This window comes from Rhodococcus sp. USK10 (assembly GCF_019378875.1).
GTDB lineage: Bacteria > Actinomycetota > Actinomycetes > Mycobacteriales > Mycobacteriaceae > Rhodococcus_F > Rhodococcus_F pseudokoreensis.
Genome location: NZ_CP076048.1, coordinates 1114820 through 1140709 on the forward strand (window position 1 = coordinate 1114820; position 25890 = coordinate 1140709).

At 70.5% G+C, this 25890-nt stretch carries 22 protein-coding genes; 7 read left to right on the forward strand and 15 right to left on the reverse strand.

The features are described from left to right. Positions 1 to 131: 131 nt before the first annotated feature. From I1A62_RS12045 to I1A62_RS12110, 14 genes are all read right to left on the reverse strand, one after another. Positions 132 to 1016 carry a cell division protein FtsQ/DivIB gene (locus I1A62_RS12045; RefSeq protein ID WP_225857917.1) on the reverse strand — a complete coding sequence of 295 codons (885 nt, stop codon included), beginning with the start codon at positions 1014 to 1016 and terminating at the stop codon, positions 132 to 134. Beyond that, on the reverse strand, positions 1013 to 2524 hold the full coding sequence (gene murC, locus I1A62_RS12050) for a UDP-N-acetylmuramate--L-alanine ligase (protein WP_219458776.1): 1512 nt from the start codon (positions 2522 to 2524) through the stop codon (positions 1013 to 1015). The genes I1A62_RS12045 and murC overlap by 4 nt, the downstream gene beginning before the upstream one ends. Continuing rightward, entirely contained in the window at positions 2521 to 3669 is a 1149-nt protein-coding gene (murG, locus tag I1A62_RS12055; RefSeq protein WP_219458777.1) for an undecaprenyldiphospho-muramoylpentapeptide beta-N-acetylglucosaminyltransferase, read from the reverse strand. Before murG ends, murC begins: the two co-directional genes overlap by 4 nt. Continuing rightward, positions 3666 to 5204 (reverse strand): putative lipid II flippase FtsW, encoded by a 1539-nt coding sequence (gene ftsW, locus I1A62_RS12060; protein ID WP_219458778.1) that lies wholly within the window; start codon positions 5202 to 5204, stop codon positions 3666 to 3668. The genes murG and ftsW overlap by 4 nt, the downstream gene beginning before the upstream one ends. Then, on the reverse strand, positions 5201 to 6700 hold the full coding sequence (gene murD, locus I1A62_RS12065) for a UDP-N-acetylmuramoyl-L-alanine--D-glutamate ligase (protein ID WP_219458779.1): 1500 nt from the start codon (positions 6698 to 6700) through the stop codon (positions 5201 to 5203). Before murD ends, ftsW begins: the two co-directional genes overlap by 4 nt. A 4-nt stretch (positions 6701 to 6704) precedes the next feature. After that, positions 6705 to 7784, reverse strand: a complete 1080-nt coding sequence (gene mraY, locus I1A62_RS12070) for a phospho-N-acetylmuramoyl-pentapeptide-transferase (RefSeq protein ID WP_072945365.1) — start codon at positions 7782 to 7784, stop codon at positions 6705 to 6707. Further along, a complete protein-coding gene (gene murF, locus I1A62_RS12075) occupies positions 7781 to 9295 on the reverse strand; it encodes a UDP-N-acetylmuramoyl-tripeptide--D-alanyl-D-alanine ligase (RefSeq protein ID WP_219458780.1) in 1515 nt (504 codons plus the stop codon). Before murF ends, mraY begins: the two co-directional genes overlap by 4 nt. Beyond that, positions 9292 to 10905, reverse strand: a complete 1614-nt coding sequence (locus tag I1A62_RS12080) for a UDP-N-acetylmuramoyl-L-alanyl-D-glutamate--2,6-diaminopimelate ligase (RefSeq protein ID WP_219458781.1) — start codon at positions 10903 to 10905, stop codon at positions 9292 to 9294. The genes murF and I1A62_RS12080 overlap by 4 nt, the downstream gene beginning before the upstream one ends. Positions 10906 to 11075: 170 nt before the next feature. Next, positions 11076 to 12926, reverse strand: coding sequence for a penicillin-binding protein 2 (locus I1A62_RS12085; RefSeq protein WP_206010830.1), 1851 nt, complete (start codon positions 12924 to 12926; stop codon positions 11076 to 11078). After that, entirely contained in the window at positions 12923 to 13597 is a 675-nt protein-coding gene (locus tag I1A62_RS12090) for a hypothetical protein (protein ID WP_124389961.1), read from the reverse strand. Before I1A62_RS12090 ends, I1A62_RS12085 begins: the two co-directional genes overlap by 4 nt. Beyond that, positions 13594 to 14610 (reverse strand): 16S rRNA (cytosine(1402)-N(4))-methyltransferase RsmH, encoded by a 1017-nt coding sequence (rsmH, locus tag I1A62_RS12095; RefSeq protein ID WP_124389960.1) that lies wholly within the window; start codon positions 14608 to 14610, stop codon positions 13594 to 13596. The genes I1A62_RS12090 and rsmH overlap by 4 nt, the downstream gene beginning before the upstream one ends. Positions 14611 to 14807: 197 nt before the next feature. Further along, positions 14808 to 15239 carry a division/cell wall cluster transcriptional repressor MraZ gene (gene mraZ / locus I1A62_RS12100; RefSeq protein ID WP_005247637.1) on the reverse strand — a complete coding sequence of 144 codons (432 nt, stop codon included), beginning with the start codon at positions 15237 to 15239 and terminating at the stop codon, positions 14808 to 14810. A 496-nt stretch (positions 15240 to 15735) separates the two neighbouring features. Further along, positions 15736 to 16164, reverse strand: coding sequence for a DUF3040 domain-containing protein (locus I1A62_RS12105; protein WP_012688068.1), 429 nt, complete (start codon positions 16162 to 16164; stop codon positions 15736 to 15738). Positions 16165 to 16397: 233 nt separating this feature from the next. Next, positions 16398 to 16859 (reverse strand): SAV_6107 family HEPN domain-containing protein, encoded by a 462-nt coding sequence (locus tag I1A62_RS12110; protein ID WP_225857918.1) that lies wholly within the window; start codon positions 16857 to 16859, stop codon positions 16398 to 16400. 173 nt (positions 16860 to 17032) lie between these two features. On the opposite strand from I1A62_RS12110, the gene I1A62_RS12115 reads away from it, so the two are divergent. Genes I1A62_RS12115 through I1A62_RS12135 form a run of 5 tightly spaced genes read left to right on the forward strand, consistent with a single transcriptional unit; the run spans position 17033 to position 21926 of the window. Further along, a complete protein-coding gene (locus I1A62_RS12115) occupies positions 17033 to 17644 on the forward strand; it encodes a GNAT family N-acetyltransferase (RefSeq protein WP_124389957.1) in 612 nt (203 codons plus the stop codon). Next, positions 17641 to 19215: an NAD(P)/FAD-dependent oxidoreductase gene (locus I1A62_RS12120; RefSeq protein ID WP_219458782.1), complete on the forward strand. Its 1575-nt coding sequence runs from the start codon at positions 17641 to 17643 to the stop codon at positions 19213 to 19215. Before I1A62_RS12115 ends, I1A62_RS12120 begins: the two co-directional genes overlap by 4 nt. Beyond that, a complete protein-coding gene (locus I1A62_RS12125) occupies positions 19212 to 20024 on the forward strand; it encodes a carotenoid biosynthesis protein (protein ID WP_124389955.1) in 813 nt (270 codons plus the stop codon). The genes I1A62_RS12120 and I1A62_RS12125 overlap by 4 nt, the downstream gene beginning before the upstream one ends. Positions 20025 to 20055: 31 nt before the next feature. Beyond that, on the forward strand, positions 20056 to 20769 hold the full coding sequence (locus I1A62_RS12130; RefSeq protein ID WP_219458783.1) for a DUF3153 domain-containing protein: 714 nt from the start codon (positions 20056 to 20058) through the stop codon (positions 20767 to 20769). Then, on the forward strand, positions 20766 to 21926 hold the full coding sequence (locus I1A62_RS12135) for a glycosyltransferase family 2 protein (protein WP_219458784.1): 1161 nt from the start codon (positions 20766 to 20768) through the stop codon (positions 21924 to 21926). The genes I1A62_RS12130 and I1A62_RS12135 overlap by 4 nt, the downstream gene beginning before the upstream one ends. Here the strand turns inward: I1A62_RS12135 and metF are convergent. Further along, positions 21919 to 22926: a methylenetetrahydrofolate reductase [NAD(P)H] gene (gene metF, locus I1A62_RS12140; RefSeq protein ID WP_124389952.1), complete on the reverse strand. Its 1008-nt coding sequence runs from the start codon at positions 22924 to 22926 to the stop codon at positions 21919 to 21921. The two genes, I1A62_RS12135 and metF, sit on opposite strands and share 8 nt — an antisense overlap. A 28-nt stretch (positions 22927 to 22954) precedes the next feature. Here metF and I1A62_RS12145 point away from each other — a divergent pair, with 28 nt between their 5' ends. Then, positions 22955 to 24172, forward strand: a complete 1218-nt coding sequence (locus I1A62_RS12145; protein WP_192581722.1) for a polyprenyl synthetase family protein — start codon at positions 22955 to 22957, stop codon at positions 24170 to 24172. A gap of 8 nt (positions 24173 to 24180) precedes the next feature. Next, positions 24181 to 25779, forward strand: a complete 1599-nt coding sequence (gene crtI / locus I1A62_RS12150; protein ID WP_124389951.1) for a phytoene desaturase family protein — start codon at positions 24181 to 24183, stop codon at positions 25777 to 25779. Positions 25780 to 25890: the final 111 nt, after the last annotated feature.

Genomic DNA, 25890 nt, shown 5'->3' on the forward strand with positions numbered 1-25890 from the left:
TATGTCAAGTGCTGCTCGACTAGAGCGAAACGCTATGCACCGTCCTACGGATACGCCATTAGGCGCGCCGAGACGCGCCGAGTTATTTGACGAACTCGCCCGCAACTCTCTCGCATCCGGGTCACGCCCCCTCACCGCACCGTCGGCAGGTCCGGACTGGACACGTCGTACGTCTGCCCGGGCTGAGTGAGCAGCGGCAGCGTGACCGCAGCCTTGCGCTCGGACTTCTCGGTGCCACCCCACACCACGACCCGGCCGTCGAGCAGGGTCACCGCGATATCCGAAATCGACTTCGCGCCAACCTGTCCCACCTGACCGCGCAGCTGGGGCGGCATCGACTCCAGCACCTCGATCGCCGCCTCCGTCGACGGGTCGCCCCACCCCGGCTTCTCCGTCACCAGTCGCGGCACCCCGGGCGGGGGCGGGGCGATCTCGTAATCCACGGCCTCCGCGTCGAGGAGATGGGTGCCGCCGGGGCTGTCGACGAACACGACGGGCACCCGCTCGGTTACCGTGACGCGGATGGTGGACGGGTACACCCGCTGCACGCGGGCGGACGCCACCTTCGGGATCGCGGCGACCCGCAGCGCCGCGCCCTCGGTGTCGACGCGGAGCAGCGGCTGCCCCTGCGGCACCGCCAGCGCCTGGCGAATCTGCTCCTCGGAGATCGACGTCGCCCCCGCGACGTCCGTCTGACGCACCGACAGCAGCGGCGTGAACCACGCGACGAGACCGAGCGCCACGACCACCACGACGCCGACGGCGCCCATCACCGCAGGACGCCGGTACCACGGACGCCGCGGCGTCTGCACCGCCGCGGACTTCCGTGCCGCCGAAGCCGATTCGCGGGTGCGCCGCGGGCCCGGGTCGGTGGCGGTCGCGCCGCGCCGCCGCGCGGACGTCCCCTCGCCCGCCGTGGCGCGCGCGCCGGACGCGCCCGGTCGCGGACTGCGCGCGGCGTCGCGGCGGACAGGGCGGTCCGGCCTCTCGGACCGGCCGCGGCGCTCCCGCGTCATCGCGACGGGTGGTGGTGCGGCGCCGCACGCAGAGCGTCGAGGATCTGGTTCCCGAGCATCGTCACGTCGCCTGCACCCATGGTGATGACCACGTCACCGGGGGACGCGAGTGCCGCGACCTGACGCGGCGCCTGCGACAGGTCGGGCTGGTAGTGCACCGGCTTCGACACCGACAGCGCGACCAGGGCGCCACTGACTCCCGGGAGCGGTTCTTCCCTCGCGCCGTACACGTCGAGGACGACGACCTCGTCGGCGAGGTCGAGTGCGTGCCCGAATTCCTCCGCGAATGTTGCTGTGCGGGAATACAGGTGCGGCTGGAAGACCACGATGACCTTGCCGCTGCGCACCGAGTCCTCGGATTCGCGGCGGTCGGCCTCGTGGGGCTGGCGCACCAGATCCGCGGCGGCGCCGAGCACCGCCCGCACCTCCGTCGGGTGGTGCGCGTAATCGTCGAACACGCGGACCCCGTGCTCGCGGCCGGTGAACTGGAACCGGCGGTGCACTCCCCCGAAACCGGCGATGCCCTCGAGGATCTCGTCCACGTCGGCACCTGTCTCCCGGGCGGCGAGGAGCGCGGCCAGCGCGTTGAGCGCCATGTGCCTGCCCGGCACGTTCATCCGGATCGTTCTCGGCGCCTGCTCCCCGGCCAGCTGGAACTGCAGTACCCCGCCGACGTCCCTGGCCTCGAAACTCAGCAGGCGCGCACCGACCTCGACGCCGTCGATCGGAGCGAAGGCCCCGTCCGCGTTCTCGGCGCTGCCGTAGCCGAGCACCCGCATCCCGGGCAGTCCCCGCGCCGCCACCCGCTGCGCAAGCGCCGCGGACCCCGGATCGTCGAGGCAGGCGACGAGCAGCCCGCCGTGCGACAGCCGGGCCGCGAAATCGTCGAACACCTGGACGTACGCCTCGGGGCTGCCGAAGTAGTCGAGGTGATCTGCCTCGACGTTGGTGACGACGACGACATTCGGGTCGTACTGGAGCAGTGAACCGTCGCTCTCGTCGGCCTCGGCGACGAACACGTCGCCGCTGCCGTGGTGGGCGTTGGTTCCGGCCTCGTTCAGTTCTCCGCCGACCGCGAACGACGGATCGAACCCGCAGTGCTGCAGCGCCACCACCAGCATCGACGTCGTCGACGTCTTGCCGTGGGTGCCCGACACCAGCAGGGTGCGGTGCCCCTGCATCAGCGAGGCCAGCACCGCGGGCCGCAGGATCACGGGAATCCCGCGCCGGGCCGCCTCCACGAGTTCCGGGTTGTCCTTGGGGATGGCGGCGTGGGTGGTGACCACGACGGTCGGGCCGCCGGGCAGCAGGTCGAGCGCGGAGGCGTCGTGGCCGATGCGGACCTGCGCGCCGCGGGCACGCAGCGCGAGGACGCCGCGGCTTTCCTTGGCGTCCGAACCGGAGACTTGGCCACCCCTGGCCAGCAGGATCCTCGCGATTCCGGACATTCCGGCGCCGCCGATCCCGACCATGTGGACACGTTCCAACTGCGCGGGCAGGTCGGTCATCGGGTTCCCCTCGTCTGCGCGGCCACGTCGATCACGATGCGCGCAACCTCGGCGGCTGCGCTGCGGTGACCCGCGCCGGCCGCGCGTCGCCCCATGTCCTCGAGCTGTACGGGGTCGCGCAGCAGTGGGATCACGGTCTCCGCGACGAATCCGGCGGACAGGTCTCCGTCGGCCACAATCATTCCACCTCCGGCGGCGACGACCGGCCGCGCGTTCAGTTCCTGCTCACCGTTGCCGTGTGGCAGCGGCACGTACACCGCGGGAAGGCCGACGGCCGACACTTCCGCCACCGTCATCGCACCCGACCGGCAGATCACCGCGTCCGCGGCCGAATAGGCGAGGTCCATCCGCGACAGGTAGGGAACGGCCACGTACGGCGGGCCGCCCGGGGTCGCGGGAACGTCGAGGGTGTTCTTCGGTCCGTGCGCGTGCAGGACGGCCACCCCGGCTGCCGCGAGCGACTCGGCCGCACCCGACACGGCCTCGTTCAGCGACCGCGCGCCCTGGGAACCGCCGAACACGAGCAGCACCGGGCCCTCGGCGGGGAGGCCGAAGTGTGCACGCGCCTCCGCGCGCAACGCGGCCCGGTCGAGACCGGTGATCGACGCCCGCACCGGGATCCCGAGGATCTCGGCGTCCGAACGCCCCCGTGCCGACACGCCCGAACCGGCCACCGCGGCCAGGACGCGGGCGGCGCGACGGGCACCGATCTTGTTCGCGATCCCGGCGCTGGCGTTCGCCTCGTGCACGACGATCGGAATGCGGCGCCGGCGGCGGAGCAGGCCGGGGCCTGCCGCGAGGTACGCGGGCAGCGCCACGTATCCGCCGAAACCGACGACGACGTCGGCGCCGGTCGCGTCGAGCACCTCGCGGGTGCGGCGCACCGATGCGCGCACGCGCCCGGGCAGCCGCAGCAGGTCGAGGGTGGGTTTACGGGGCAGCGGCACCGGCGGAACGAGTTCCAGGGGGTAGCCCCGCTCGGGAACCAGCGTCGTTTCGAGGCCGCGCGCCGTGCCGAGGGCGGTCACCACCGCGGTGTCGTCGATCGCCTTGATCGCGTCGGCCACGGCCAGGGCCGGTTCGATGTGCCCGGCGGTACCACCGCCGGCCACGATCACCGACAGGGTGGACTTGTCGCCGTTCACCTACGAAATCCTCGCTCTCCTGCTCGGCCACCCGAGCTTCGCTGTTGACGTGCACCCCGTTCGGGGGTGCGGCCCGTGCCGCGTTCGGGGGTGCGACCCTTCTCGTATGTGATGCTGCGGGTCCGCGGGGCCATCTCGCGACCGGCCCGGCGACGGGCCTCGGCCCGGCGCACCGCCTCCGCGCGGGCCGCGTCCGCCCGCACCGGTGAATACGCCTCGGGTTTGCGGAGCCGCAGCAGCCGGCCGAACGGGCCGTCCTGCCCGGAGTGCAGCGCCGCGACCGCCTCCGGTTCGTGCCGCGCCGCGTTGGCGACGAGACCGAACATGAACAGTGTGGTCGCCGTCGACGTTCCGCCCGCCGACACCAGCGGCAACTGCAGACCGGTGACGGGGAGCAGCCCGATCACATATCCCACGTTGATGAATGCCTGCCCGGTGATCCACACCGTCGCCGTTCCCGTGAGCAACCGCAGGAACGGGTCGGCGGATCGCGCCGCGATACGCAGACCCGTGTACACGAACAGCCCGAACAGGCCGAGGACGGCGGCGCCGCCGAGATATCCGAGTTCCTCGCCGATGATCGCGAAGATGAAGTCGTTGTGCGCGTTCGGCAGGTAGCTCCACTTGGCGCGGCTCTGCCCGAGCCCTCGTCCGAGGATCCCGCCGTCCGCGAGCGAATACATCGCCTGCCGCGACTGGTATCCGATGCCCTGCGGGTCGGAGCCGGGGTTGAGGAACTCGCGCACGCGAGCCGACCGATAGCCGGCGGTGAGCGCGAGAATCACGATTCCGGTGACGCCGGTGCCGACGATGGCGACGAACAGCTTCAGCGGCAGCCCCGCGAACCACAGCAGTGCCATCAGGATGATGGCCAGCGAGACCGTCGTGCCGAGGTCGGGCTGCAGGATGATCAGGACGAACGCGACGAGAGCGGCGGGAACCAGCGGCACCAGCATGTCCCGGACGCTGGAGATGTCGCTGCGGCGCGACGCCAGGATGTGCGCGCCCCACACCGCCAGCGCGATCTTGGTGAGCTCGGCGGGCTGCAACGAGAATCCGGCGACCACGAACCAGCCACGGGTGCCCTGGGACACGGTGCCGATGCCAGGGATGAGAACCAGGACCAGCAGGATGATCGTGGCCGCGAACGCCGGGAACGACAGGGCGCGCATCACCCGGACGGGGATCTGCAGCGCGGCGTAGAACAGGCCGAGTCCGAGAGCCGCGAACAGCGCCTGCCGGGTGAAGAGGGTGTAGGCCGAGCCGTCGGAGGCGTAGGCCTCGACACTCGACGACGACAGCACCATCACCAGGCCGAGGACCGTCAGCAGAAACGCGATGGTCGCCACGAGGTGGAACGACGCCAGCGGCCGCGACAGCCACGCCCCGATCCGGGTGCGCGGACTGCGGGGAGGGGCCGTCCGCGTGCGCGGACCCGACGGGGCGCGCTTGGCCACCCCGGGTGCGGCGGCGGTGCGGGCCGGGGACCGCTGTCCTTCGGGGACGCGGCGGGTGCGGGCTCCGGCGGAGGTCATCGCAGCGTCCTGGAGATGTCCGATTCGTCGAGCCTGCCGACGGCGTCGGCGAAGCTGCGCCCCCGGTGCCCGTAACTGTCGAACATGTCGAGCGACGCCGCCGCGGGCGCCAGGACGACGGCATCGCCTGCCGTTGCCAGCGCAGCTGCCTCGCGCACGACGACGCCCATCACGGCGTCGCTGTCGGTGTCCGCCGGCAGCACCACCCGGTGCGCCGCGGACTGCGGGACTGCACTCACACCTGCATCGTCTCCCGTTTCGACGGTGACCACGGGAACCTCGGGGGCGTGTCGCGCAAGCGACTCTGCGATCTGCATCGCATCGCGGCCCAGGAGGACGGCGCCCGCGAGGCGACCGGCCACCTCCCGGACGAGGTCGTCGACCCGCGCACCCTTCAGCAGACCACCGGCGATCCACACCACCCGGTCGTGGGCGAGGATCGACGGGCGGGCGGCGTGCGGGTTGGTCGCCTTGGAGTCGTCGACGAACGTCACTCCCCCGACCTCGGCGACGTGCGCCGCCCGGTGCGGGCCCACCACGTGGGTGGCCAGGCCTGCTGCGACCGCGGCCGGCGGAACCCCGATCGCCCGCGCGAGAGCCGCCGCTGCCAGCGCATCCATCAGTCCGGCGGGCCCGGGCGGGGTGATCCCGTCGGCCGGGGCCAGCCGCTCGCCGTCCGCGAACGCGCGATCGACGAGATAGCCGTCCTCGACACCCAGTTCGCCCGTCGCGGGCACTCCCAGCCGGAACCCCAGAGTGCGGACTGCGCGAGACGAAGAGAAGAGAGACGACGCGACTTCGTCGTCGAGGCCGAGAACCGCGACCTCACCGGTCAGGGCGCGAGCCTTCGCGTCGATGTACGGCTGCATGCCGCCGTGCCAGTCCAGGTGATCCTCGGCGATGTTGAGGATCGCGCCGGCGGTCGGCCGGACCGACGGCGCCCAGTGCAGCTGGAACGACGACAGTTCGACCGCCAGCACCTCCGCCTGCGGTTCGGTCTGCCGCAGTGCGTCGAGCACCGGCAGCCCGATGTTGCCGCACGCGAGGCTCGGCAGCGCGGCCGCCTCGAGAATGGCGTGCAGCATGGAGGTCGTCGTGGTCTTGCCGTTGGTGCCGGTGACCACCAGCCACTGCCGCGGCGGGCCGTAGAGCCCGGCCCGGTCCACGTGCCAGGAGAATTCGATGTCGCCCCAGATCGGCACCCCGTCCCCGGCGGCGATCGAGAGCAGCGACGCGTCCGGGCGGAACCCCGGGCTCGTCACGACCAGCGCGAATTCGGCGATCCTCTCCCGCTCGGCGAGCAGATCGTCGATCGGGACGGTCGCCGCCCCCAGTCGCGCGCACTCGGCGAGGGCGTCGACGTTCGCGTCGGTGACGGTGACGTGGGCCCCGAGGTCGCGAAGAGGTTCGATGGTGGCGCGGCCGGACACCCCCGCACCGGCGACGAGGACACCGCGGCCTCGCAACCAGTCGAGCCCGCCGTGTTCCTCTGTCATGGCGTCAGCCCCCGATCGCTGCCAGGTACTCGCTGTAGAACAGCGCGAGCCCGATCGCGGAGGCGATGGCGGCCAGCAACCAGAAACGGATGATCACCGTGGTTTCCGCCCACCCGGCGAGTTCGAAGTGGTGGTGGAACGGGGCCATCCGGAACACGCGTCTTCGGCTCGACCGGAACACCGCCACCTGGATCACGACCGATGCCGCCTCGGCGACGAACAGCGCGCCGATGACGACCATCAGCAGTTCGGTGCGCGTCGTGATCGACAGTCCGGCGAGCATGCCGCCGAGGGCCAGCGAACCGGTGTCGCCCATGAAGATCTTCGCGGGCGCCGCGTTCCACCACAGGAATCCGATGCACGCACCGGCGCCTGCCGCGCAGATCAGGGCCAGGTCGAGCGGATCGCGGACGTCGTAGCAGCCCTTTCCGGGGCTCGTCTCGCACGCGTTGCGGTACTGCCAGAACGTGATGATCACATACGCGCCGAGCACCAGGCTCATGGAACCGGCGGCGAGACCGTCGAGGCCGTCGGTGAGGTTGACCGCGTTCGACCACGCACTCACCAGCAGGTAGCAGAAGGCGACGAACACGACGGAGCCCATCGTGACCGTCGCGATGTCACGAACATACGACAGGTGCTCACTGCCGGGAGTGAGGTCGTTCGCGCCCCGGAACTGCAGCGCGAGGATGCCGAACGCCACCGCCGCGATGAGCTGCCCGACGAGCTTCGCCGTCTTGTTCAGCCCGAGGTTGCGCTGCTTGCGGATCTTGATGAAGTCGTCGAGGAACCCGACACCGCCGAGCGCCGTCGTGAGACCGAGCACGAGGAGTCCCGACGCCGACGGCCCGTCCGCGTCGTAGCCGATGCCGATCATGTGCGAACCCCAGTAGCCCGCCCACAGTCCGGCGAGAATGGCGACGCCGCCCATCGTCGGGGTGCCGCGCTTCGACTGGTGACTCGCCGGACCTTCGACACGGATCTCCTGGCCGAACCCCTGCCGGGAGAAGGCCTTGATGAGAACGGGGGTCAGCAGAATCGAAACGGCGAGCGCGATGCCCGCCGCGAAGAGGATCTGTCTCACCGCGTAGCCTCCGAACCCTTCTGTCCCGTGCTTCCCGCCAACACCGTGTCCGCGACCTCCCACAATCCGATGGACTGCGACGCCTTGACCAGCACCAGATCTCCCGGCGCCAGTTCCTTCTCGAGCAGTGCGACCGCACCGGCGATGTCGGGGACGAGGATCGACTCCTCACCCCACGAACCTTCCATGACCGCACCCTGATGCATGGCGCGGGCGGGCCTGCCGGTTCCGACGACGATCAGCCTGCTGACATCGAGCCGGACCGCGAATCTGCCGATGGCGTCGTGTTCGACCACCGATTCTGGACCCAGCTCGGCCATTTCTCCGAGCACCGCCCAACTCCGGCGCGCCGCTCCCCTGCCCGACCTGGCCATCGACACCAGCGCTTTGATGGCTGCCCGCATCGAGTCGGGGTTCGCGTTGTACGAATCGTTGACGACGGTCACACCGTCCGGCCGGTCGCGGACGTCCATCCGGCGCCCCGAGACGGCGGCGGCGCCGGACAGCGCCTGCGCGATCTGGTCGAGGTCCGCCCCGCATTCGAGCGCCACCGCGGCTGCAGCGAGTGCGTTGCCGACCTGGTGCTCACCGTGCACGGCGAGTTCGACCGGGACGCTGCCCGCCGTCGTCGTGAGGGTGAAACGCGCCCTTGCCCTCTCGTCGAGCACGATGTCGGTGGCCCGCACGTGCGCGGACTCCGACCGGCCGACGAGCACCACCCTCGCGGACGTGCGCGGGGCCATCGCTGCCACCAGCGGATCGTCCGCGTTGAGGATCGCGACACCACCGTCTTCGGCCGAGGGCAGCGACTCCGGGAGTTCCCCCTTGGCGGCGGCGATCGCGTCCCGCGAACCGAACTCGCCGAGGTGCGCCGTGCCCACGTTGAGGACCACCCCGATCTTCGGGGGCGCGATAGCGGCGAGGGAGGCGATGTGGCCGCGGTCGCGGGCCGACATCTCCAGAACCAGGAATCCCGTTCCGGCGTCCGCGCGCAGCGCGGTCCACGGGTGGCCGAGTTCGTTGTTGAACGATCCGGGCGGCGCGACGACGGAACCGAGGGGGCGCAGAACGGCGGCGAGCAGATCCTTCGTCGACGTCTTGCCTGCCGAGCCGGTGACGCCGACGACGGTGAGACCCTTCGCGGTGAGGTCGTCGACGGACGCGCGCGCGAGCTTCGCGAGGGCCGCGAGCACCGCGGCGCCCGATCCGTCGGTGTCGTGTTCGAGCGCCATCGCCCTGCTCGGACCGTCGCCGGGCGCCGGGGTGACGACGACGGCGGGGACCCCGACCGGGCGCGCGGCCAGAACCGCGACCGCGCCGGCCTCGACCGCCGCCGCCGCATGATCGTGTCCGTCGACGCGGGCGCCGGGCAGGGCGAGGAACAGTCCGCCGCCGGTGACCTTGCGCGAGTCGAACTCGACCGTTCCCGTCACCTCGGCCGACGTGTCCGCGACGTCGTGCAGTTCGCCGCCCACGATCTCGGCGATGCGGGCGAGTGTCATCGGGATCATCGCGTTCCTCCGACCTGTCGCTCGATCGCGTCGCCCAGTACGTCGCGGTCGTCAAATGGGTACTTCACCCCGTGTATCTCCTGACCGATCTCGTGTCCCTTGCCTGCGACCAGAACAACGTCGCCTGCCTGCGCCCAGCCGACGGCGTCGGCGATCGCCTTCGCTCGGTCCGCTACTTCCCACACCTGTCCCCGCTCGGATTCGGGCACCCCGAGGGCGCCCTCGCGGATCGCGGCCCTGATTTTCGCCGGATCCTCGGTACGCGGGTTGTCGTCCGTGATGATGAGCAGGTCCGCTCCCCGCGCGGCCGCGGCGCCCATCAACGGCCGCTTACCCGCGTCGCGATCGCCGCCGGCACCCACGACGACGGCGACGCGGCCGCGTACCTGCTCGCGTAGCGTCGCGATCACGGCCTCGACCGCTGCCGGCTTGTGCGCGTAGTCGACGACGGCGAGGAAGTCCTGCCCCCGGTCGATCCGCTGCACCCGGCCCGGCACGTCGACCCCGGCAATACCCGCGACGGCGTCGCGCGGATCGACGCCCAGCGCGGCGCACAGTGCGACGGCGAGCGACGCATTCGCGACGTTGTACTGCCCCGGCAGCCGGAGTTCCACGTCGAGGGTCGTGCCCTCGGCGGTGGTGAGCGCGAACGTCTGCGAGCCCGAGGGCGATACCGTCGCCGGTCCCGCCGTCCACACCGCGTCGTCGATCTCCGGCGTGGTCGCGACCGTCGTCACGATCGAGTGGGCGCCGCGCGCCACCTCGGCCATCCGCCGGCCCCACACGTCGTCGACGCAGACGACGGCGTGCTGCGCGTGCACGGACGAGTCGGCCGCGAACAGCCGCGCCTTGGCAGCGAAGTAGTCCTCGAAGTCGCGGTGGAAGTCCAGGTGGTCCTGGGAGAGATTCGTGAACGCGCCCACGTCGAAGCGGACTCCGTCGACGCGGCCGAGGGACAGCGCGTGGCTGGACACCTCCATGACTACGGTGTCGATCCCCTGCTCGAGCATGACGGCGAACAGGGCGTGGAGCTGCGGCGCCTCGGGGGTCGTCAGGGCGCTCGGCACGCGACGGCCGCTCATCCGGGTCTCGATGGTGCCCACGAGACCCGTCGTCCGGCCGGCCGCGTTGAGGGCTCCTTCGACGAGATACGAGGTGGTGGTCTTTCCCGACGTCCCCGTGATGCCGATGACCTGCATCTTCTCCGAGGGCCGACCGTAGATGGTGGCCGACAGCTCACCGAGCACGCCGCGCGGGTCGTCGTGGACGAGCACCGGGGCGTCGGTGCCCAACGCGGACACGAGTGCGAATCCGGCCTCGTCGGTGAGGATCGCGCTCGCTCCGCGTTCGAGAGCGTCCACGGCGAATTCCGCGCCGTGCGCGCGGGCCCCGGGGAGGGCTGCGAACAGATCCCCCTCCACGATCCCCTGGGCGCGGAGATCCACCCCGGTGACGATCACGTGCTCGGCGGTTCCGGTGGGTGCCTCGACCCTCGCTCCGGCGAGCGCTGCCAGAGCGCTCACCGTGGTACGGACCGGCTGGGCGGGGCGAAGACCGTCTGTGACCTTCACCTCCACTGACGCCGACTGCGGGCGGGACGGAACAGGCACCGGGCTCCTCTCGTATGTCGACTCGCACTGACAACGGCGTAGTGCACGGATCGATACAGCGTGCTACCTCGGCAGTTCCCTGCGTCCACGGCAAATGCGCGTGTCCGCTGAACGGCCGACGTGTCAGATTACCGTGAGCGCTCCCGGAACCCGATTCGGCCGACCTTCGCTCAATCGGCCTGCAGCACCAGCCTGCGTCCGGGGTCCGGGGACATCGGCACGCTGTCGCGCTGCAACATCCAGGACGCGATGTTGTGGAACAGCGGGGCAGCGGACTGCCCACCGGAGCCGTCCGCACTGCGTGTCGGCGCGTTGAGCATGATTCCGACGACGTACCGCGGATTGTCGGCCGGAGCGATCCCGGCGAACGTGATCCAGTAGTTCGAGTTCGAGTAGCACTTGCAGGCGGGGTCGACCTGCTGGGCGGTGCCCGTCTTGCCGCTGATCTGGTAGCCGTCGACGGCGGCCTGCACCCCGGTACCGCGCTGGTTGCCCGTGTCGTTCTGGGTGACGGACCGGAACATGTCGCGGACGGTGGCCGCGGTCTGCGGGCTGACGACCGTCACCTCCTCGGGCGCCTCGGTCTCCGTCCGGTTGCCGGACGCGTCGACCGTCGCCTTGACGATGCGCGGCGGGATGCGCACACCGTCGTTGGCGATCGCCTGGTACATGCCGGTCATCTGCAGCAGGGTCATCGACAGGCCCTGTCCGATCGGCAGGTTCGCGAACGTGCCCCCCGACCACTGGTCCCGGCTGGGCACGTTGCCGGCGCTCTCACCGGGAAGTCCGACGTCGGTACGCTGGCCCAGACCGAACCTGGACAGCATGTCCGCGTAACGGTCCTCGCCCACGCGCTGTGCGAGCATCAGGGTGCCGACGTTCGAGGACTTACCGAACACCCCGGTGGCCGTGTACGGGGCGACCCCGTGATCCCACGCGTCCTTCACCGACACCCCCGACATCTGAATGCTGCCGGGAACCTCGAGAACCTCGTCGGGTGAGGTCAGCCCGTACTCGATCGCGGCCGCCGCGGTGACGATCTTGTTGACGGATCCCGGCTCGAACGGCGTGCTCACCGGCAGGTTGCCCATCTCCACCGTGCGTGGGTTGTTGCCCACCCCGATCGCCGGATTGAACGTGCTGTCGTTCGACATCGCGAGCACCTCACCGGTGTGGGAGTCGAGCACGACCGCCGACGCGTCCTTCGCACCGGACTTGTCCTTGGCCATCTGCACCTGCTGCTGGACGTAGTACTGCAGGTCGGAGTCGATGGTGAGTTCGACGCTCGATCCGTCCACCGCCGGTTGCTTGTCGCGCCAGCTGCCGGGAATCACCGCGCCGTCGGAACCGCGGTCGTACGTCTGGGAGCCGTCGGTCCCGGCGAGGGTGGAATCGAGCGAATCCTCGAGGCCGAGCAGTCCGTGACCGTCCCAGCCGGTGGCGCCGACCAGGTTGGCGGCAAGCGACCCACCCGGGTACTCGCGGATGTCCTGGCGTTCGAGACCGACCTCAGGGAACTTGTCGCTGATCTGCGCGGCGATGTTCGGGTCGACGCTGCGGGCCAGATAGACGAACGTCTCGTCGCCGTGCAGTTTCTCCTTCAGATCCTTCTCTGGTGCGACGTCGCCGAGCCGGTCGTGGATCTCCTTCGCTATCGCGTCGAGCCGGGAATCGACGTCGGGGGCGGTGTCGCTCTTGGCCTTCGCCTCCTCGAGTTCCTTCCGCACCCGCGCAGGCTGAAAAGTCAGCGCCTTGGCTTCCATCGTGAAGGCGACGGGATTGGAGTTGCGGTCGGTGATCGAGCCGCGCAGCGCCGGATCCACCTCAGTGGTCGTGCGCTGGTTCGCCGCCTCCGCGGACAGTTGCGGTGCGTCGATGACCTGGATCCACAGAAGCTGCACGGCGGCGAGGCCGAGCGCCAAGAACATCAATCCGCGCCCGATCCGTTGCCTGAACGGAAAAGACGCGGTCCCGGCGCCCGTGGGGCGCCGGGGACGATTTCTCGGTGCGCTTCGACTCACCGGCGACCACCGGAGGGTGGAGCAGTCGTCGGTGCAGCGGCCGAAGGGATCACGGGAACCAATTGTTCACCCTGCGCCTGGATCTCTGCGCCATTGCCGGGCTGCGGCGTGGCGCGCGGAGACTGTGTAGTGCCCCTGTTCGGGGCGGTAGCCACGGAGTTGCCACGCTGCGTGTTCGGGGCGGCGGCGTCGAGCGGAGGCACGGGCGCACCCGACGCCGGGGCCGGCTTTCCGACGACCTCGACGCTGCCGTCGGGGTGGACGACGAGCCGAGCCGGGTCGTTCGCGGGGACCATGCCGAGCTTGGCCGCTTCCTCCGCCAGTTTCGGGGCGGAGTTGGCGGTCTCGACGTCACGCTGGAGCGCTGCCTTCTCCTCTTCGAGGGACTGGTTGTGCGCGCGGGCGGCGCTCAGCTGGTACGAGTCCTCCGCGGACCGGGTGGTGAGCAGCAGTGTGACGGCCAGGCCCGTCGCGAGCAGCACGAGGATCGTCGCCACGAACGGGATGCGGGCGGTGAGCGTGCCGGTGCGGTTCTTGCCGGAGACGGCGATCGCGGATCCGTTGTGCACAGCCGCGCGCTGGGTGCGCTTCTTGTACGCCCGCTCAGCCGCGCCCGACCGGTTGTCCGCCCGCGCGGGCCGCATCTCGGTGGAACTCACCTGAACCGTCATGCCGCCGACCTCCTGGCAATTCTTTCTGCAGCGCGCAAACGCACCGGGGCTGATCGTGGGTTCTCTTCGATTTCCTGTTCGGACGCGCGCTCCGCCCCTCGTGTGAGGATCCGGAATTCCGGTCCCATCCCGGGCAATTCGACGGGAAGCCCCTCCGGGCTCTTCGACTTGGACCTGGGAGTGATTTCCTGCTTGACGACCCGGTCTTCCAGGGATTGGTACGACATGAACACGACGCGTCCCCCGACGGTCAACGCGTCGAGTGCAGCCGGTACCGCGGCGCGCAGTGAATCGAGCTCGCCGTTGACCTCCACTCGAAGAGCCTGGAACGTCCGCTTCGCGGGATGTCCCCCGGTACGACGGGTCGCCGCAGGAATGGTGCGGTACAGCAGTTCGACCAGAGCTGCGCTGGTCGTGAACGGCTCCTTCGCGCGTTGCCGGACCACCTCCGACGCGATCTTGCCCGCGAAGCGCTCCTCGCCGTACGTGCTGAGGATGCGAGCGAGATCTCCGTGGCTATACGTGTTGAGGACCTCGGCCGCCGTGATGCCGGTGGTCGGGTCCATTCGCATGTCCAGGGGCGCGTCGATCGAGTACGCGAACCCCCGATCCGATTCGTCGAGCTGCATCGAGGAGACACCCAGATCGAAGAGGATGCCGTGCACCGACTCCTGCGCGGACAGACCCGCCTGGGTGAGCGCGTCCTCGATGCCGTCATAGCGGGTGTGCACGAACGTGATTCGGTCCGCGAACGGGGCGAGCCGGCCACCCGCGATCTCCAGTGCGTGCGGATCACGGTCGAGGGCGACGAGCCTCAGCTGGGGGTAGGTCCGCAGGAAGTGCTCGGAATGCCCGCCGAGGCCGAGGGTCGCGTCGATCATGACGGCGCCCCCGCCCTGCGGGTCGTTCACGGTGAGGGCAGGGCCCAGCAGTTCGTCTGCGCGGTGAAGCAGTACCGGGATGTGACCGAAACCATCGGCGGGCGAGGAATCTTCCCCCTCGTGATCCACCATGACCCCTCCGGCTCCTGCTCTGTGGTGCGGGTGAACGTGCCCGGTGCCGGGGTCCACTGCTCGAACTTCTCGTGTCGGCCAGTTGCCGTGGCGAATGCTTCGAGGTCCCTGCCCGAAATGAAAACCTGGCGCTGGGGAAGTGCGTCAGGGTTCCGTCGGACAGAGGCCTCGCGGCATTCGCGGGGACGTGTTCACGCTCAGACGATCTCGCCGAGCGCGACTCCTGTTGCCTGCGAGTAGTTCTCCTCGTTCGCCTCGACATAGGTCTGCCAGGCTTGCGCATCCCAGATTTCGAGGAAGTCGACCGAACCGATCACTACGCAGTCCTTGGAGAGACCCGCGTAACGACGGTGATCTGCCGAGAGGGTGATGCGCCCCTGGGCATCTGCGTGCTGCTCGTCGGTACCTGCCGCCAGTCCGCGAACGAAGGCTCGCGCCTCCGGATCGCTTCGCGACGCGGCCGCGGCCTTGCGTGCGAGAGCGGTGAATTCTTCCCGGGGATACACCGCGAGGCTGTGATCCTGACCCTTGGTGACCATCAACCCTCCCGCCAGCGCATCCCGGAACTTTGCGGGCAACGTGAGCCGCCCCTTGTCGTCGAGCTTCGGCGTGTAGGTACCGAGAAACACTCGACACCTCCCACCGCGTTCATATCGAACGCCGCATGCCCGGGCGGTTCACCTTCGCTCCCCGCTGCGCACCACAGTACCCCACTTTCCCCCACCCACAAGGTAGATAACGGCGTGTTGCCACCCAATTTGCCCAATACTTGCTGGTCAACGCGAATTGGAGCAGGTGGGGGGAAATTCCCGACGTGATCACCGACACGGGCACCGTCGATCGCGCTCCGGCACACAGCGGCGCCAAGCATCCGAAAGGCCCAGGTGAGAGCTCACGGAGAGGGTGCGTTACCCCTGCTCCGCGGCCCGTCGGAGACCCGAGGGGGAAAGTGGGGAAACGGGGTGGGTAAGGGTGGGGATTCGTGGGCGGGAGCGTTCACTGGCCCCACCTGCCGGGCACAACAGGGCCGAATGGGCGCCGGGCGACGGGGTGCCGACCCCGGAGACAGCAGTGGCGGCGTGGCATCACATGCCACGCCGCCGCTGAACTGCTGAGCGGGTTGTACTACTCCTGCTCGAATCTCTTCTTGAAGCGGTCTTCCATTCGCGACGAGAATCCGCCACTCTTGCGCCCGCTTCGGGGCTTACCGCGTTCGGCACGGCCGGTCTCGCCTTGCGTGGTCGAGCCACCACGTGAGGACTGTCCGGACTTGCTCTTTCCTCCACCCCACAGGAGGAGGACTCCGGCACCGAACATGACGATGAAGCCGATCAGGCTGATGACGGGAAAACCGCCCGGCTTGATCGGAAGGGCGACGCCGGCGATGAGCAGGACCAGGCCCAGAACGAACAGGGCCACCGCCTGCAATCGACGACGACTCGATGCCGCACGCATGCGACCGCCTCGCACAGTGGAGGCGAACTTGGGATCCTCGGCGTAGAGAGCGCTCTCGATCTGGTCGAGCATGCGCTGCTCGTGCTCGGAGAGTGGCACGGTACCTCCCCCGGCACTGGAGTGTTGGCCACCGCCTCACGGTGCGAGACGGTGGGTAACCGACTTTGGCGGCTACCTAGATTTAATAATACGAGCAGTTCGATCCCCGTACCACCTACTCCACGTACGAGTTCCCCACCAACCTTACGGACTCCCGCACCGAACGACGTTCGGGGCACCGCAATGTCGCGGACGCCTCACCGTTTACCCGCCGTTTCCGGTCTCCGGCCGTCCTACGAGGCCCGCAGATCGAGACCTGCGCCACGTTCGATGTGATCTTCGACGGCCTGGAGAAAGCGTCCGACCTCGACGAAGAACTCGTCGGCCTCCAGGTCGGTGAGGGTTCTCGACATTCCTGCCTCGATGGCGGCGCGGGTGGGCGAGTGACCGGCGAAGTAGTCGGCCCAGTTCGCGAAGTCCGGCGCCGCGCCGGCCATGAGCACCCAGGCGTTACGTGTTCGTGTCCTTTTGCTCCCGGCCGGCCCCTCCGCGGCGGCCAGCACGGCGCCCGCGCCGCGCAACGCGGCCAGATACGCGCTGTGGAATCGATCCGCCGGGCCGCCTGCCCCCACCGATTGGGCGAGGAGCGCGTCGGCGCGATCGAGCAGCGCCGAGCTCCGCCGGGCGCCAGGGTTGCGTACGTCACCCTTCCGGTGCGAGTTCCCAGAGGTCGGTCCCGTGACCGGATTCGTCAGCACTTCGAACACCTCCAAAACCCCGGTGCAACCACCCCGCCGGGCGTAGTCAGGTCGTGAGTTCGGGGGCCGGCGATGCTCGCTTCCCTCGAGCATCGCCGGATCCCCACCATCGAACATCTGTTCGACCTATTCAATATAGCTGGACCCACCGACATGTCGTCAAGAGAAAGGTGAGACCGGTCGAACCGAACGCTGACCAGACTCCGCTCGTGGTCGAACTCTCGGCCGCCGAGTTCCGCGACCGCCTGCACGAGGCGCTGTCGATCTACGTCGCCGCCATGGGCTATCCCCACGGCACCGAATACCACCGGGCGCCGATGTGGAACGAGCACCTCCAGCGGTCGGGGTGGCGTGGCGTCGGCGCGCTCGTCCCGGCCGGGGACGGATCCACCGACGACGCGGCCGCCCGCCTCGTCGCCATCGCCTACGGCTACCGCGGAGCCCCCGAGCAGTGGTGGCACCAGCAGGTCCGTTCCGGCCTGCGCCACACGGGGTGGACCCGCGACCAGATCGACGTGATCCTCGGCAACTACTTCGAACTCACCGAACTCCACGTCCACCCGGACGCCCAGGGTCACGGGCTCGGCGAGACCCTGCTCCTGCGCCTCCTCGAACGCCGACCCGAACGCGGGGTGCTGCTCTCCACCCCGGAAGTGGCGGACGAGGACAACCGCGCGTGGCGGCTGTACCGCCGCCTCGGCTTCAGAGATGTCCTGCGCCACTTCCGATTCGCCGGCGACAACCGGCCGTTCGCGGTGCTGGGACGCGGGCTTCCCCTGTGATCGACGCGGTGGTCGTCGGATCGGGACACAACGCCCTGGTGTCGGCGTGTTACCTCGCGCGGTCCGGGTGGTCGGTCGAGGTGATCGAACGCGACACCGTGCTCGGCGGCGCCGTGTCCACGGTGGAACGCTTCCCCGGGTACAAGGTCGACCGCGGGTCGTCCGCGCACATCATGGTCCGGCACACGGGGATCGTCGAGGAACTCGACCTCGGCGCGCACGGCCTGCGGTACCTCGACTGCGATCCGTGGGCGTTCGCCCCCGCCCCCGCTGGGACGGACCGGCCGGGAATCGTGTTCCACCGCAGCCTCGAGGCGACGTGCCGGTCCATCGAGGAGACCTGCGGGGCCGCGGACGCCGACGCGTACCGCCGGTTCGTGGACGTGTGGGGTCCGCGCAGCGCCCGCGTCATGCGCGCGTTCTCGAATCCGCCGACCGCGCCCGCGCTGCTCTCGTCGTTCTGGGGGCTCGACACGGGCGGCGGCGGCAGCGACCTCTCCCGGCAGTTCCTCGGTTCCGGCGACGCACTGCTCGACGAGTATTTCGACGACGAACGGCTCAAGGCGGCGCTCGCGTGGTTCGGCGCCCAGTCCGGTCCGCCGATGTCGGAGCCGGGGACGGCGCCGATGGTCGGGTTCGCGGCCCTGATGCACACAATTCCGCCCGGCCGGGCCGTCGGCGGCAGCGGAGCCTTGACCGCGGCGCTCGCCTCGCGACTGCAGTCGGACGGCGGGACGGTCACGCTCGGCGAGTCGGTGGTCTCGCTGAGCCGCGACGGCGACGCCTGGACGACTCGGACGTCGTCGGGTCGCGAGATCCGCTCCCGGGTGGTGGTCGCAGGCTGCCACGTGCTGACCACCCTCTGTCTGCTCGAACGCGGCGGGTACGACCCGCCGACCCTCGCCCGGTGGCGTCGCCGGATCCGCGTCGGCCCGGGGATCGGGATGGTGGTGCGGCTGGCGACCGACACTCTCCCCGCCTATCCGAGTGCGCCCGACGACACCGTCACCGACGGGCTCCAGCTGCTGGTCTCGGATCGCGCCCAGCTGCGGCTCGCGCACGGCGCGGCGCTCGCCGGGGAGCTCCCGCCGCGGCCCGCGGTGCTGGGGATGAGCTTCAGCGGACTCGACCCCACCATCGCACCCGAGGGCAGGCACCAGGTGACCCTGTGGTCGCAATGGCAGCCGTACCGGCTGACCGGCGGCAGGCGGTGGAGCGACCTCGCCGCGCGGGAGGCCGATCGGATCGTGGCGGAGATGGACGCGCTGGCACCCGGGTTCGGCGAGTCCGTCCTCGACCGGCACGTGCAGTCGCCGCAGGACCTCGAAGACGAGATGGGGTTGCTCGGCGGCAACGTCATGCACGTGGAGATGTCGCTGGACCAGATGATGATGTGGCGTCCCCTCCCCGAGTTGTCGGGGCACCGCGTTCCGGGGGCCGACCGCCTGTACCTGACGGGGGCCTCGACCCATCCGGGTGGCGGGGTGTCCGGTGCGAGCGGCCGCAGCGCCGCCCGGATCGCGCTCCGCGACGACCGAAAGGGTCTGGCCCGCGTGTGGCGCCGGCGATGACCTCCCGCGTTCCCGTCGTTTTCGCGGGGGCGGCGATCGCGGCGCAGATCCTCTACCCGCTGGTGCACGGCGGGGTCCGCGACGTCGTCACCGTGTTCGTGGTCGTCCTGCTCGCCGCCGCCTCGATCTCCCACGCGGCCGTGACCCGGGGTGGACGCTGGGCGGTGGGGCTGGTGGTCGTGACGGCCGGCCTGGGTCTGGTCTCCGAGGTCGCCGGGACGGCCACCGGCTTCCCCTACGGCTGCTACGACTACAGCGTCGACCGGCTCGGTCCCGCACTCGCCGGGGTGCCCCTCGTGGTGCCGTTCGCCTGGACCGCCGGCTTCTACCCGGTGTGGTGTGCGGCGTCGGCGCTCGCCCGCGGCCCGCACAGGCGGGCGGTCCGGGTCGCGCTGACGACCGTCGGCGTCGTCGGCTGGGACCTGTACCTGGACCCGCAGATGGTCGCGGACGGCCAGTGGCGCTGGTGCGTCACCGACGCCGGCCTGCCCGGGGTCGAGCACATTCCGCTGACGAACTACGCGGGGTGGTTCATCGTCGCGACGGTGATGGCGGTCGCGGTCGACCGGATCGACCGCCGCTTCGGCACGCGAACCCGGCACCGCGACGGCGTCCCGATCGGGTTGTTCCTGTGGACGTGGCTGGGTTCGGCGCTGGCCCACTCCGTCTTCCTGGACGCCCCCGAGTTGCGGTATTCGGCAATCTACGGGTGGTGCGCGATGGGAATCCTGGGAGTTCCCCTGCTCGTCTCGCTGCTGCGGCCGGGCGTCCGGCGGCCCGGGGCCCGCGACACGCACCCTCACCACTGACACCGAACCGGTCCCCTGGCACGATACGACTGTGCAGCTGCCTTCGGTTCCGACCTCGACCCGCTCGCGGAGGGCCGTGTCCCTCGCCGTCCTCGGACTTCTCCTCGTACCGTTCCTCGCGGGATGCCTGCGGGTTCAGGTGTCGATGGGTGTGTCCGCCGACGACCGGGTCTCCGGCCAGATCGTGGCCGCCGCCGTGCCTGCGAACGATCAGGACAAGGGCCCCCAGCTCACTCCCCCCGGCTCGCTGTCGGACAAGGTGCGCATCCAGGAGTACAAGAAGGACGGCTACGTGGGCAGCCAGGCGTTCTTCAGCGACCTCACGTTCGGCGACGTGGCGCAGCTCGGCACCATGTCGGAGCAGGCCACGGGAAGTTTCCAGATCTCGCTCCAGCGGACCGGCGACCTCGTGACCCTCGACGGGAAGGCCGATCTCAGTTCGGTACCCGCCCAGGGCACCGACGTGCAGTTCACGATCGCGTTCCCGGCCCGCGTCGCCACCACCAACGGCACCCGTGAGGGCGATTCGATCGTGTCGTGGAAGTTGCCCGCCGGCGACACCTCGACGATCCGGGCCGAGGTGCGCTATTCGGATCCCAGCACCCGCAGTTTCGCGGGCTGGGCGGGCATCATGGCCGGTGTGACGCTGGGTGTGGCCGTCATCGTCGGTGCGCTGGCGTGGCTGGCCCGTAACAAGGAGCCGGTGCTCGGCGGACGGCGCGCACGGGACCACTCGGACGTGTGACCGCGGCGCCGATCGAGCGGGTGGTCCGGTTCGGCTCGCTGATCTCGGTGCTCGGTCTCGCCGTCTCCGTCGCCAACCTGCGCTCCGCACCGCGGCTCCCTGCTCCGGCCCGCCGGGTCACCGAACCCGTCACGGTCTGCGTCCCAGCCCGGGACGAGCGTGACCGGCTACCCGCTCTGATCGGCGATCTGCGGGAACAGCGCGGGGTCGACGATCTCCGGGTGTTCGTCTACGACGACGCCTCCACCGACGGGACGGCCGGGGCCGCGGAGGCAGCGGCCGGCGACGACGCCCGCTTCTCGGTGGTCCGGGGAACGTCGGAGCCGCCGCCGGGGTGGGTGGGTAAACCCGCGGCCTGCCACCGGGTGAGCGAGCACGCCTTCGCGCAGGGCCGGGCAGGCAGCGGGGTCCTCGTGTTCCTCGACGCCGACGTGCGGTTGCGCCCCGACGCGCTGAACACCGCCTGCACCGCCCTGCGCAAGTCCGACGCGGCGCTGGTCTGCGCGTGGCCGTTCCAGCAGGCGGGATCGGCCGGCGAGGCCCTGGTGCAGCCGCTGCTCGGATGGTCGTGGGCGGCGACGCTGCCCGTCCGCGTGGCCAACCGGTCTCGGCGCCCGTCCACCGCCGTGGCCTGCGGGCAGTTCATGGTCTTCGACGCCGCCGCGTACCGCGGCGTCGGGGGTCACGGCGCCGTTGCGGACAGTGTGACCGAGGATCTCGACATCGCACGCCTGCTCCGCCGGTGCGGGCAGACGACCGCACTGGTCGTGGCCGGCCGGTCGGCGTCCTGCCGGATGTACGAGGACGCCGACGCGCTGCGGGGAGGCTACGACCGCTGGCTGTGGACGGCATTCGGCTCCCGTCTCGGCGCCGCGGCGGTCCTCGGTGTCGTGACGGCGGCGTACCTGATGCCGCCGGCGGCCCTCGCGGCGGGACGGGGACGCGTCCGCCGGTGGGGCGCGGTGGGGTATCTCGCGGCCACGACGTCCCGGCTGTGCGCCCGGGCACTCGAACGCGGCGATCGCCTCACCGCCGCGGACGTGGCCGGCGCGCTCGCGCATCCGCTGTCGGTGGCCGCGGTGACGGCACTGACGGTGTCGTCACACCGCAGTCATCGGCGCGGGCGCACCCGGTGGAAGGGCCGGACGCTCAGCTGACCGGCGCAGGGGTGACCGGGGACGGATCCGCCACGCCCGAACCGACCTTGTCGCCCAGCCGGGCGAGCACCTCGCTGGTGGCGCGCGCGAAGTTGAGCGTGATGAAGTGCAGGCCGGGCGCACCCTCCGCGATGAGGCGTTCACTCATCTCGGTGGCGAGGTCGATACCGATCTCGCGCACGGCGGCGCGGTTCTCCTCCGGACCGTCCCCGGCGGCCGTGGCCAGCCGCTTCTCGAGGTGCGCCGGCAGACTCGACCCCGACAGTTCGAGCATGCGGCGGACCGACCCCAGCGACGTGATCGGCATGATCTCGGGGATGATCGGCTTCGCGCCCTGCTCGGCGTCGTACGCGGACACCCGGTCGCGCAGCCGCAGGTAGTCGTCGACGTCGAAGAACATCTGGGTGATCGAGTACTCCGCGCCTGCCCGCAGCTTCGACACCAGGTAGCGGGTGTCGTGCGCAAGATCCGGCGCGCGGTAGTGGCCTTCCGGGAACGACGCCACGCCGACGTGGAAGTCGCCGAGGTCGCGGACGAGCCGGACCAGATCCTCGGCGTACTCGACGCCCTGGGGGTGCTTCTCCCATTCGCCCAACGGGTCACCGGGCGGGTCGCCGCGCAGGACCAGGATGTTGCTGATTCCGCGGTCGGCGTACGCGCCGACCATCGACCGCAGTTCGTCGACGCTGTGGGACACGGCGGTGAGGTGCGCGACCGGCAGGAGGGTGGTCTCCTCGGCGAGCTGGCCGGTGACGCGGACCGTGCGGTCGCGCGTCGACCCGCCCGCACCGTACGTCATGGACACGAAGGCCGGACCCATCCGCTCGAACTCGCGGACGGCACGCCACAGACGGGCCTCGGCGGCCTCGTCCCGCGGCGGCGAGAACTCGACGGAAAAGGGCACCCGACCGTCGCCGGACGACCGGATCCGGTCGACGATGGACGGGGTGCGGGTCACCCAGCCTTCGCTGGCCCGCCCCCTGACGGAATCGAATGTCACCCGTCCAGCATAGGTAGTGCCCGGCGGAATGCACCCACTGCGTCTCAGCAGGCACCCGGGATCCGGGCAACCGGCTGCCCGGACGAGCGCCCACTATGGTGGTGTCGACGCCTGCTGCCGGTCTCGGCGCACACGCGAACTTTCGATCCTGGAGGCAACACTGTCCGTTGGAACGCGCCCCTCCGCCCTCGTGGCCGAGGTCGAGAATGCGCTGCGCGACTTCTTCACCGGCCGTCAGGACCTGGTCGACGCCGTGGGTGGCGGCTACCGCGAGGCCGTGACGACACTCGAGGACTTCGTCCTGCGCGGAGGCAAGCGGGTTCGCCCGGCCTTCGCGTGGACCGGCTGGCTCGGCGCGGGCGGCGACGCCCGCGGCCCCGAGGCCGGGCCCGTGCTCCGCGCCTGCTCCGCGCTGGAACTGGTGCAGGCCTGCGCCCTGGTCCACGACGACATCATCGACGCCTCCACGACGCGCCGCGGGTTCCCCACCGTCCACGTCGAGTTCGCGGAACAGCACCGCACCGGGGGGTGGAGCGGTGATTCCGCTCACTTCGGCGAGGGCGTCGCGATTCTCCTCGGCGATCTCGCGCTGGCCTGGGCCGACGACATGATCCGCGAATCAGGCATCACCCCGGACGCGTCGGCCCGCATCTCCCCCGTGTGGTCGGCGATGCGCACCGAGGTGCTCGGCGGGCAGTTCCTCGACATCAGCAACGAGGCCCGGGCGGACGAGTCGATCGACGCCGCCATGAAGGTCAACCGGTACAAGACCGCGGCGTACACCATCGAGCGGCCGCTGCACCTCGGCGCGGCACTCGCCGGCGCCGACGACACCCTGGTCTCGGCGTACCGCCGATTCGGCACCGACATCGGTATCGCCTTCCAGCTCCGCGACGACCTGCTGGGCGTGTTCGGGGATCCGGCCGTGACCGGCAAGCCGTCGGGCGACGACCTGCGGGCGGGCAAGCGCACCGTCCTGTTCGCGATGTCGCTGCAGCGCGCCGATGCCGGCGACCCCGCGGCGGCCGCCCTGCTCCGCGAGGGCATCGGCACCGATCTGTCCGATTCGGACGTGGACACCCTCCGGAACACGATCACGTCGCTCGGCGCGGTCGCCGACGTCGAGAAACAGATCGAGGATCTCGTCGCGACCGCGCTGTCCACGCTGGAGACGAGCACCGCGACCACCGCGGCGAAGCAGCAGCTCACCGAGATGGCCGTCGCCGCGACGCGCCGCGACTACTGAGGTCCGCGGTGGCTCGCGCGCTGCGGACGGTTCCCGGCCGCACCGATCACGTCGTGGTCGTCGGGGCCGGCCTCGCCGGTCTCTCGGCCGCCCTGCACCTCACCGGATCGGGCCGCCGCGTCACCGTCCTCGAACGGGAGTCGTCACCGGGCGGACGGGTCGGCACCTACCGCGGTCCCGGCTACGACATCGACAACGGCGCGACCGTCCTCACGATGCCCGAACTGGTCGGCGAGGCGCTCGCGGCCGTCGGCGCGGATTTCACGTCGACCAGCCCGCCGCTGGTCCTGGAACGGCTGTCCCCGGCGTATCACGCGCGGTTCGCGGACGGTTCCTCGCTCGACGTCCACTCCGATCCCGACGCGATGGCCGCGGAGGTCAGCCGGGTGTGCGGGCCGGACGAATCGGCCCGGTACCTGCGGTTGCGGCGCTGGCTCGGCCGGATCTTCGACGCCGAGTACCACCGCTTCATGGACGCGAACTTCGATTCGCCGCTGGATCTCGTCTCGTCCCGTGAGGCCGCGCGGGATCTGGTGAGGCTCACCGCGCTGGGTGGGTTCGGCCGCCTCGGCGCCCGGGTCGACCGGACCATCACCGATCCGCGACTGCGCCGGATCTTCACGTTCCAGGCGCTGTACGCCGGCGTCGCCCCCGCCGACGCACTCGCGGTGTACGGCGCGATCGCCCACATGGACACCTCGCTCGGCGTCTACTTCCCCCGGGGCGGGATGCGTTCGATCGCGCTCGCCCTCGCCGACGCCCTCACCACCGCGGGCGGGGAGATCCGGTTCGGCACCGAGGTCGCGGCGCTCGAGCGAACCGGCGACCGCGTCGGCGCCGTCGTCACGGCGGCGGGTGAGCGCATCGACTGCGACGCGCTGGTGCTCACCCCCGACACGGCCGTCGTCGACGCGCTGCTGTGCCCGGTGACCCGCCGGACGCCCCGCCGGGTGCGGGTGTCGCCGTCCGCCGTGGTCCTGCACGGGACCGTCCCCACCGCGATCGCATCGCGGTGGGCCACCCAGCGGCACCACACCATCGACTTCGGTCACGCGTGGAAACGGACGTTCGCGGAGATCACGGCGCGCCGGGGCCGCGGACGACTGATGACGGACCCGTCGCTGCTGATCACCCGGCCCGCCGTATCGGATCCGGGCCTCGTCCTCGACCGCGCGGGCACCGCCTCGGAACCGCTGTCGGTGCTGGCTCCGTGCCCCAACCTGCACAGCGCGCCGCTGGAGTGGTCCTCGCTGACCGGCCCGTACGTGAACGAACTGCTGCGCGAACTCGAGAAGCGCGGATACAGCGGGATCGCGGAGCATTTCACCATCGACCACGTCGACACCCCCCTCACCTGGCTCGGGAAGGGCATGGCGGCGGGCAGTCCCTTCGCCGCGGCGCACGTGTTCCGGCAGACGGGTCCGTTCCGGCGCCCCAACCTGGTCCGGGGCCTCGACAACGTCATCCTCGCCGGGTCCGGCACCGTCCCGGGTGTCGGCGTTCCGACCGTCCTGCTGTCGGGGAAACTCGCGGCCGCGCGCATCACCGGGCCGGTAGGAGCACGAAGTGCGGAATTGCACTCGAAAGCACGAAGTGCGGGAGGATAGGGCGAGGCGTGGCGAGAACTGGCGCCGGCAGCAATTAAACTGGTTCCTCGACCATGCGATGCGCACGACGACGAGCGCACCGACCGCAACCGAACTCACCTCGGGGGAGGA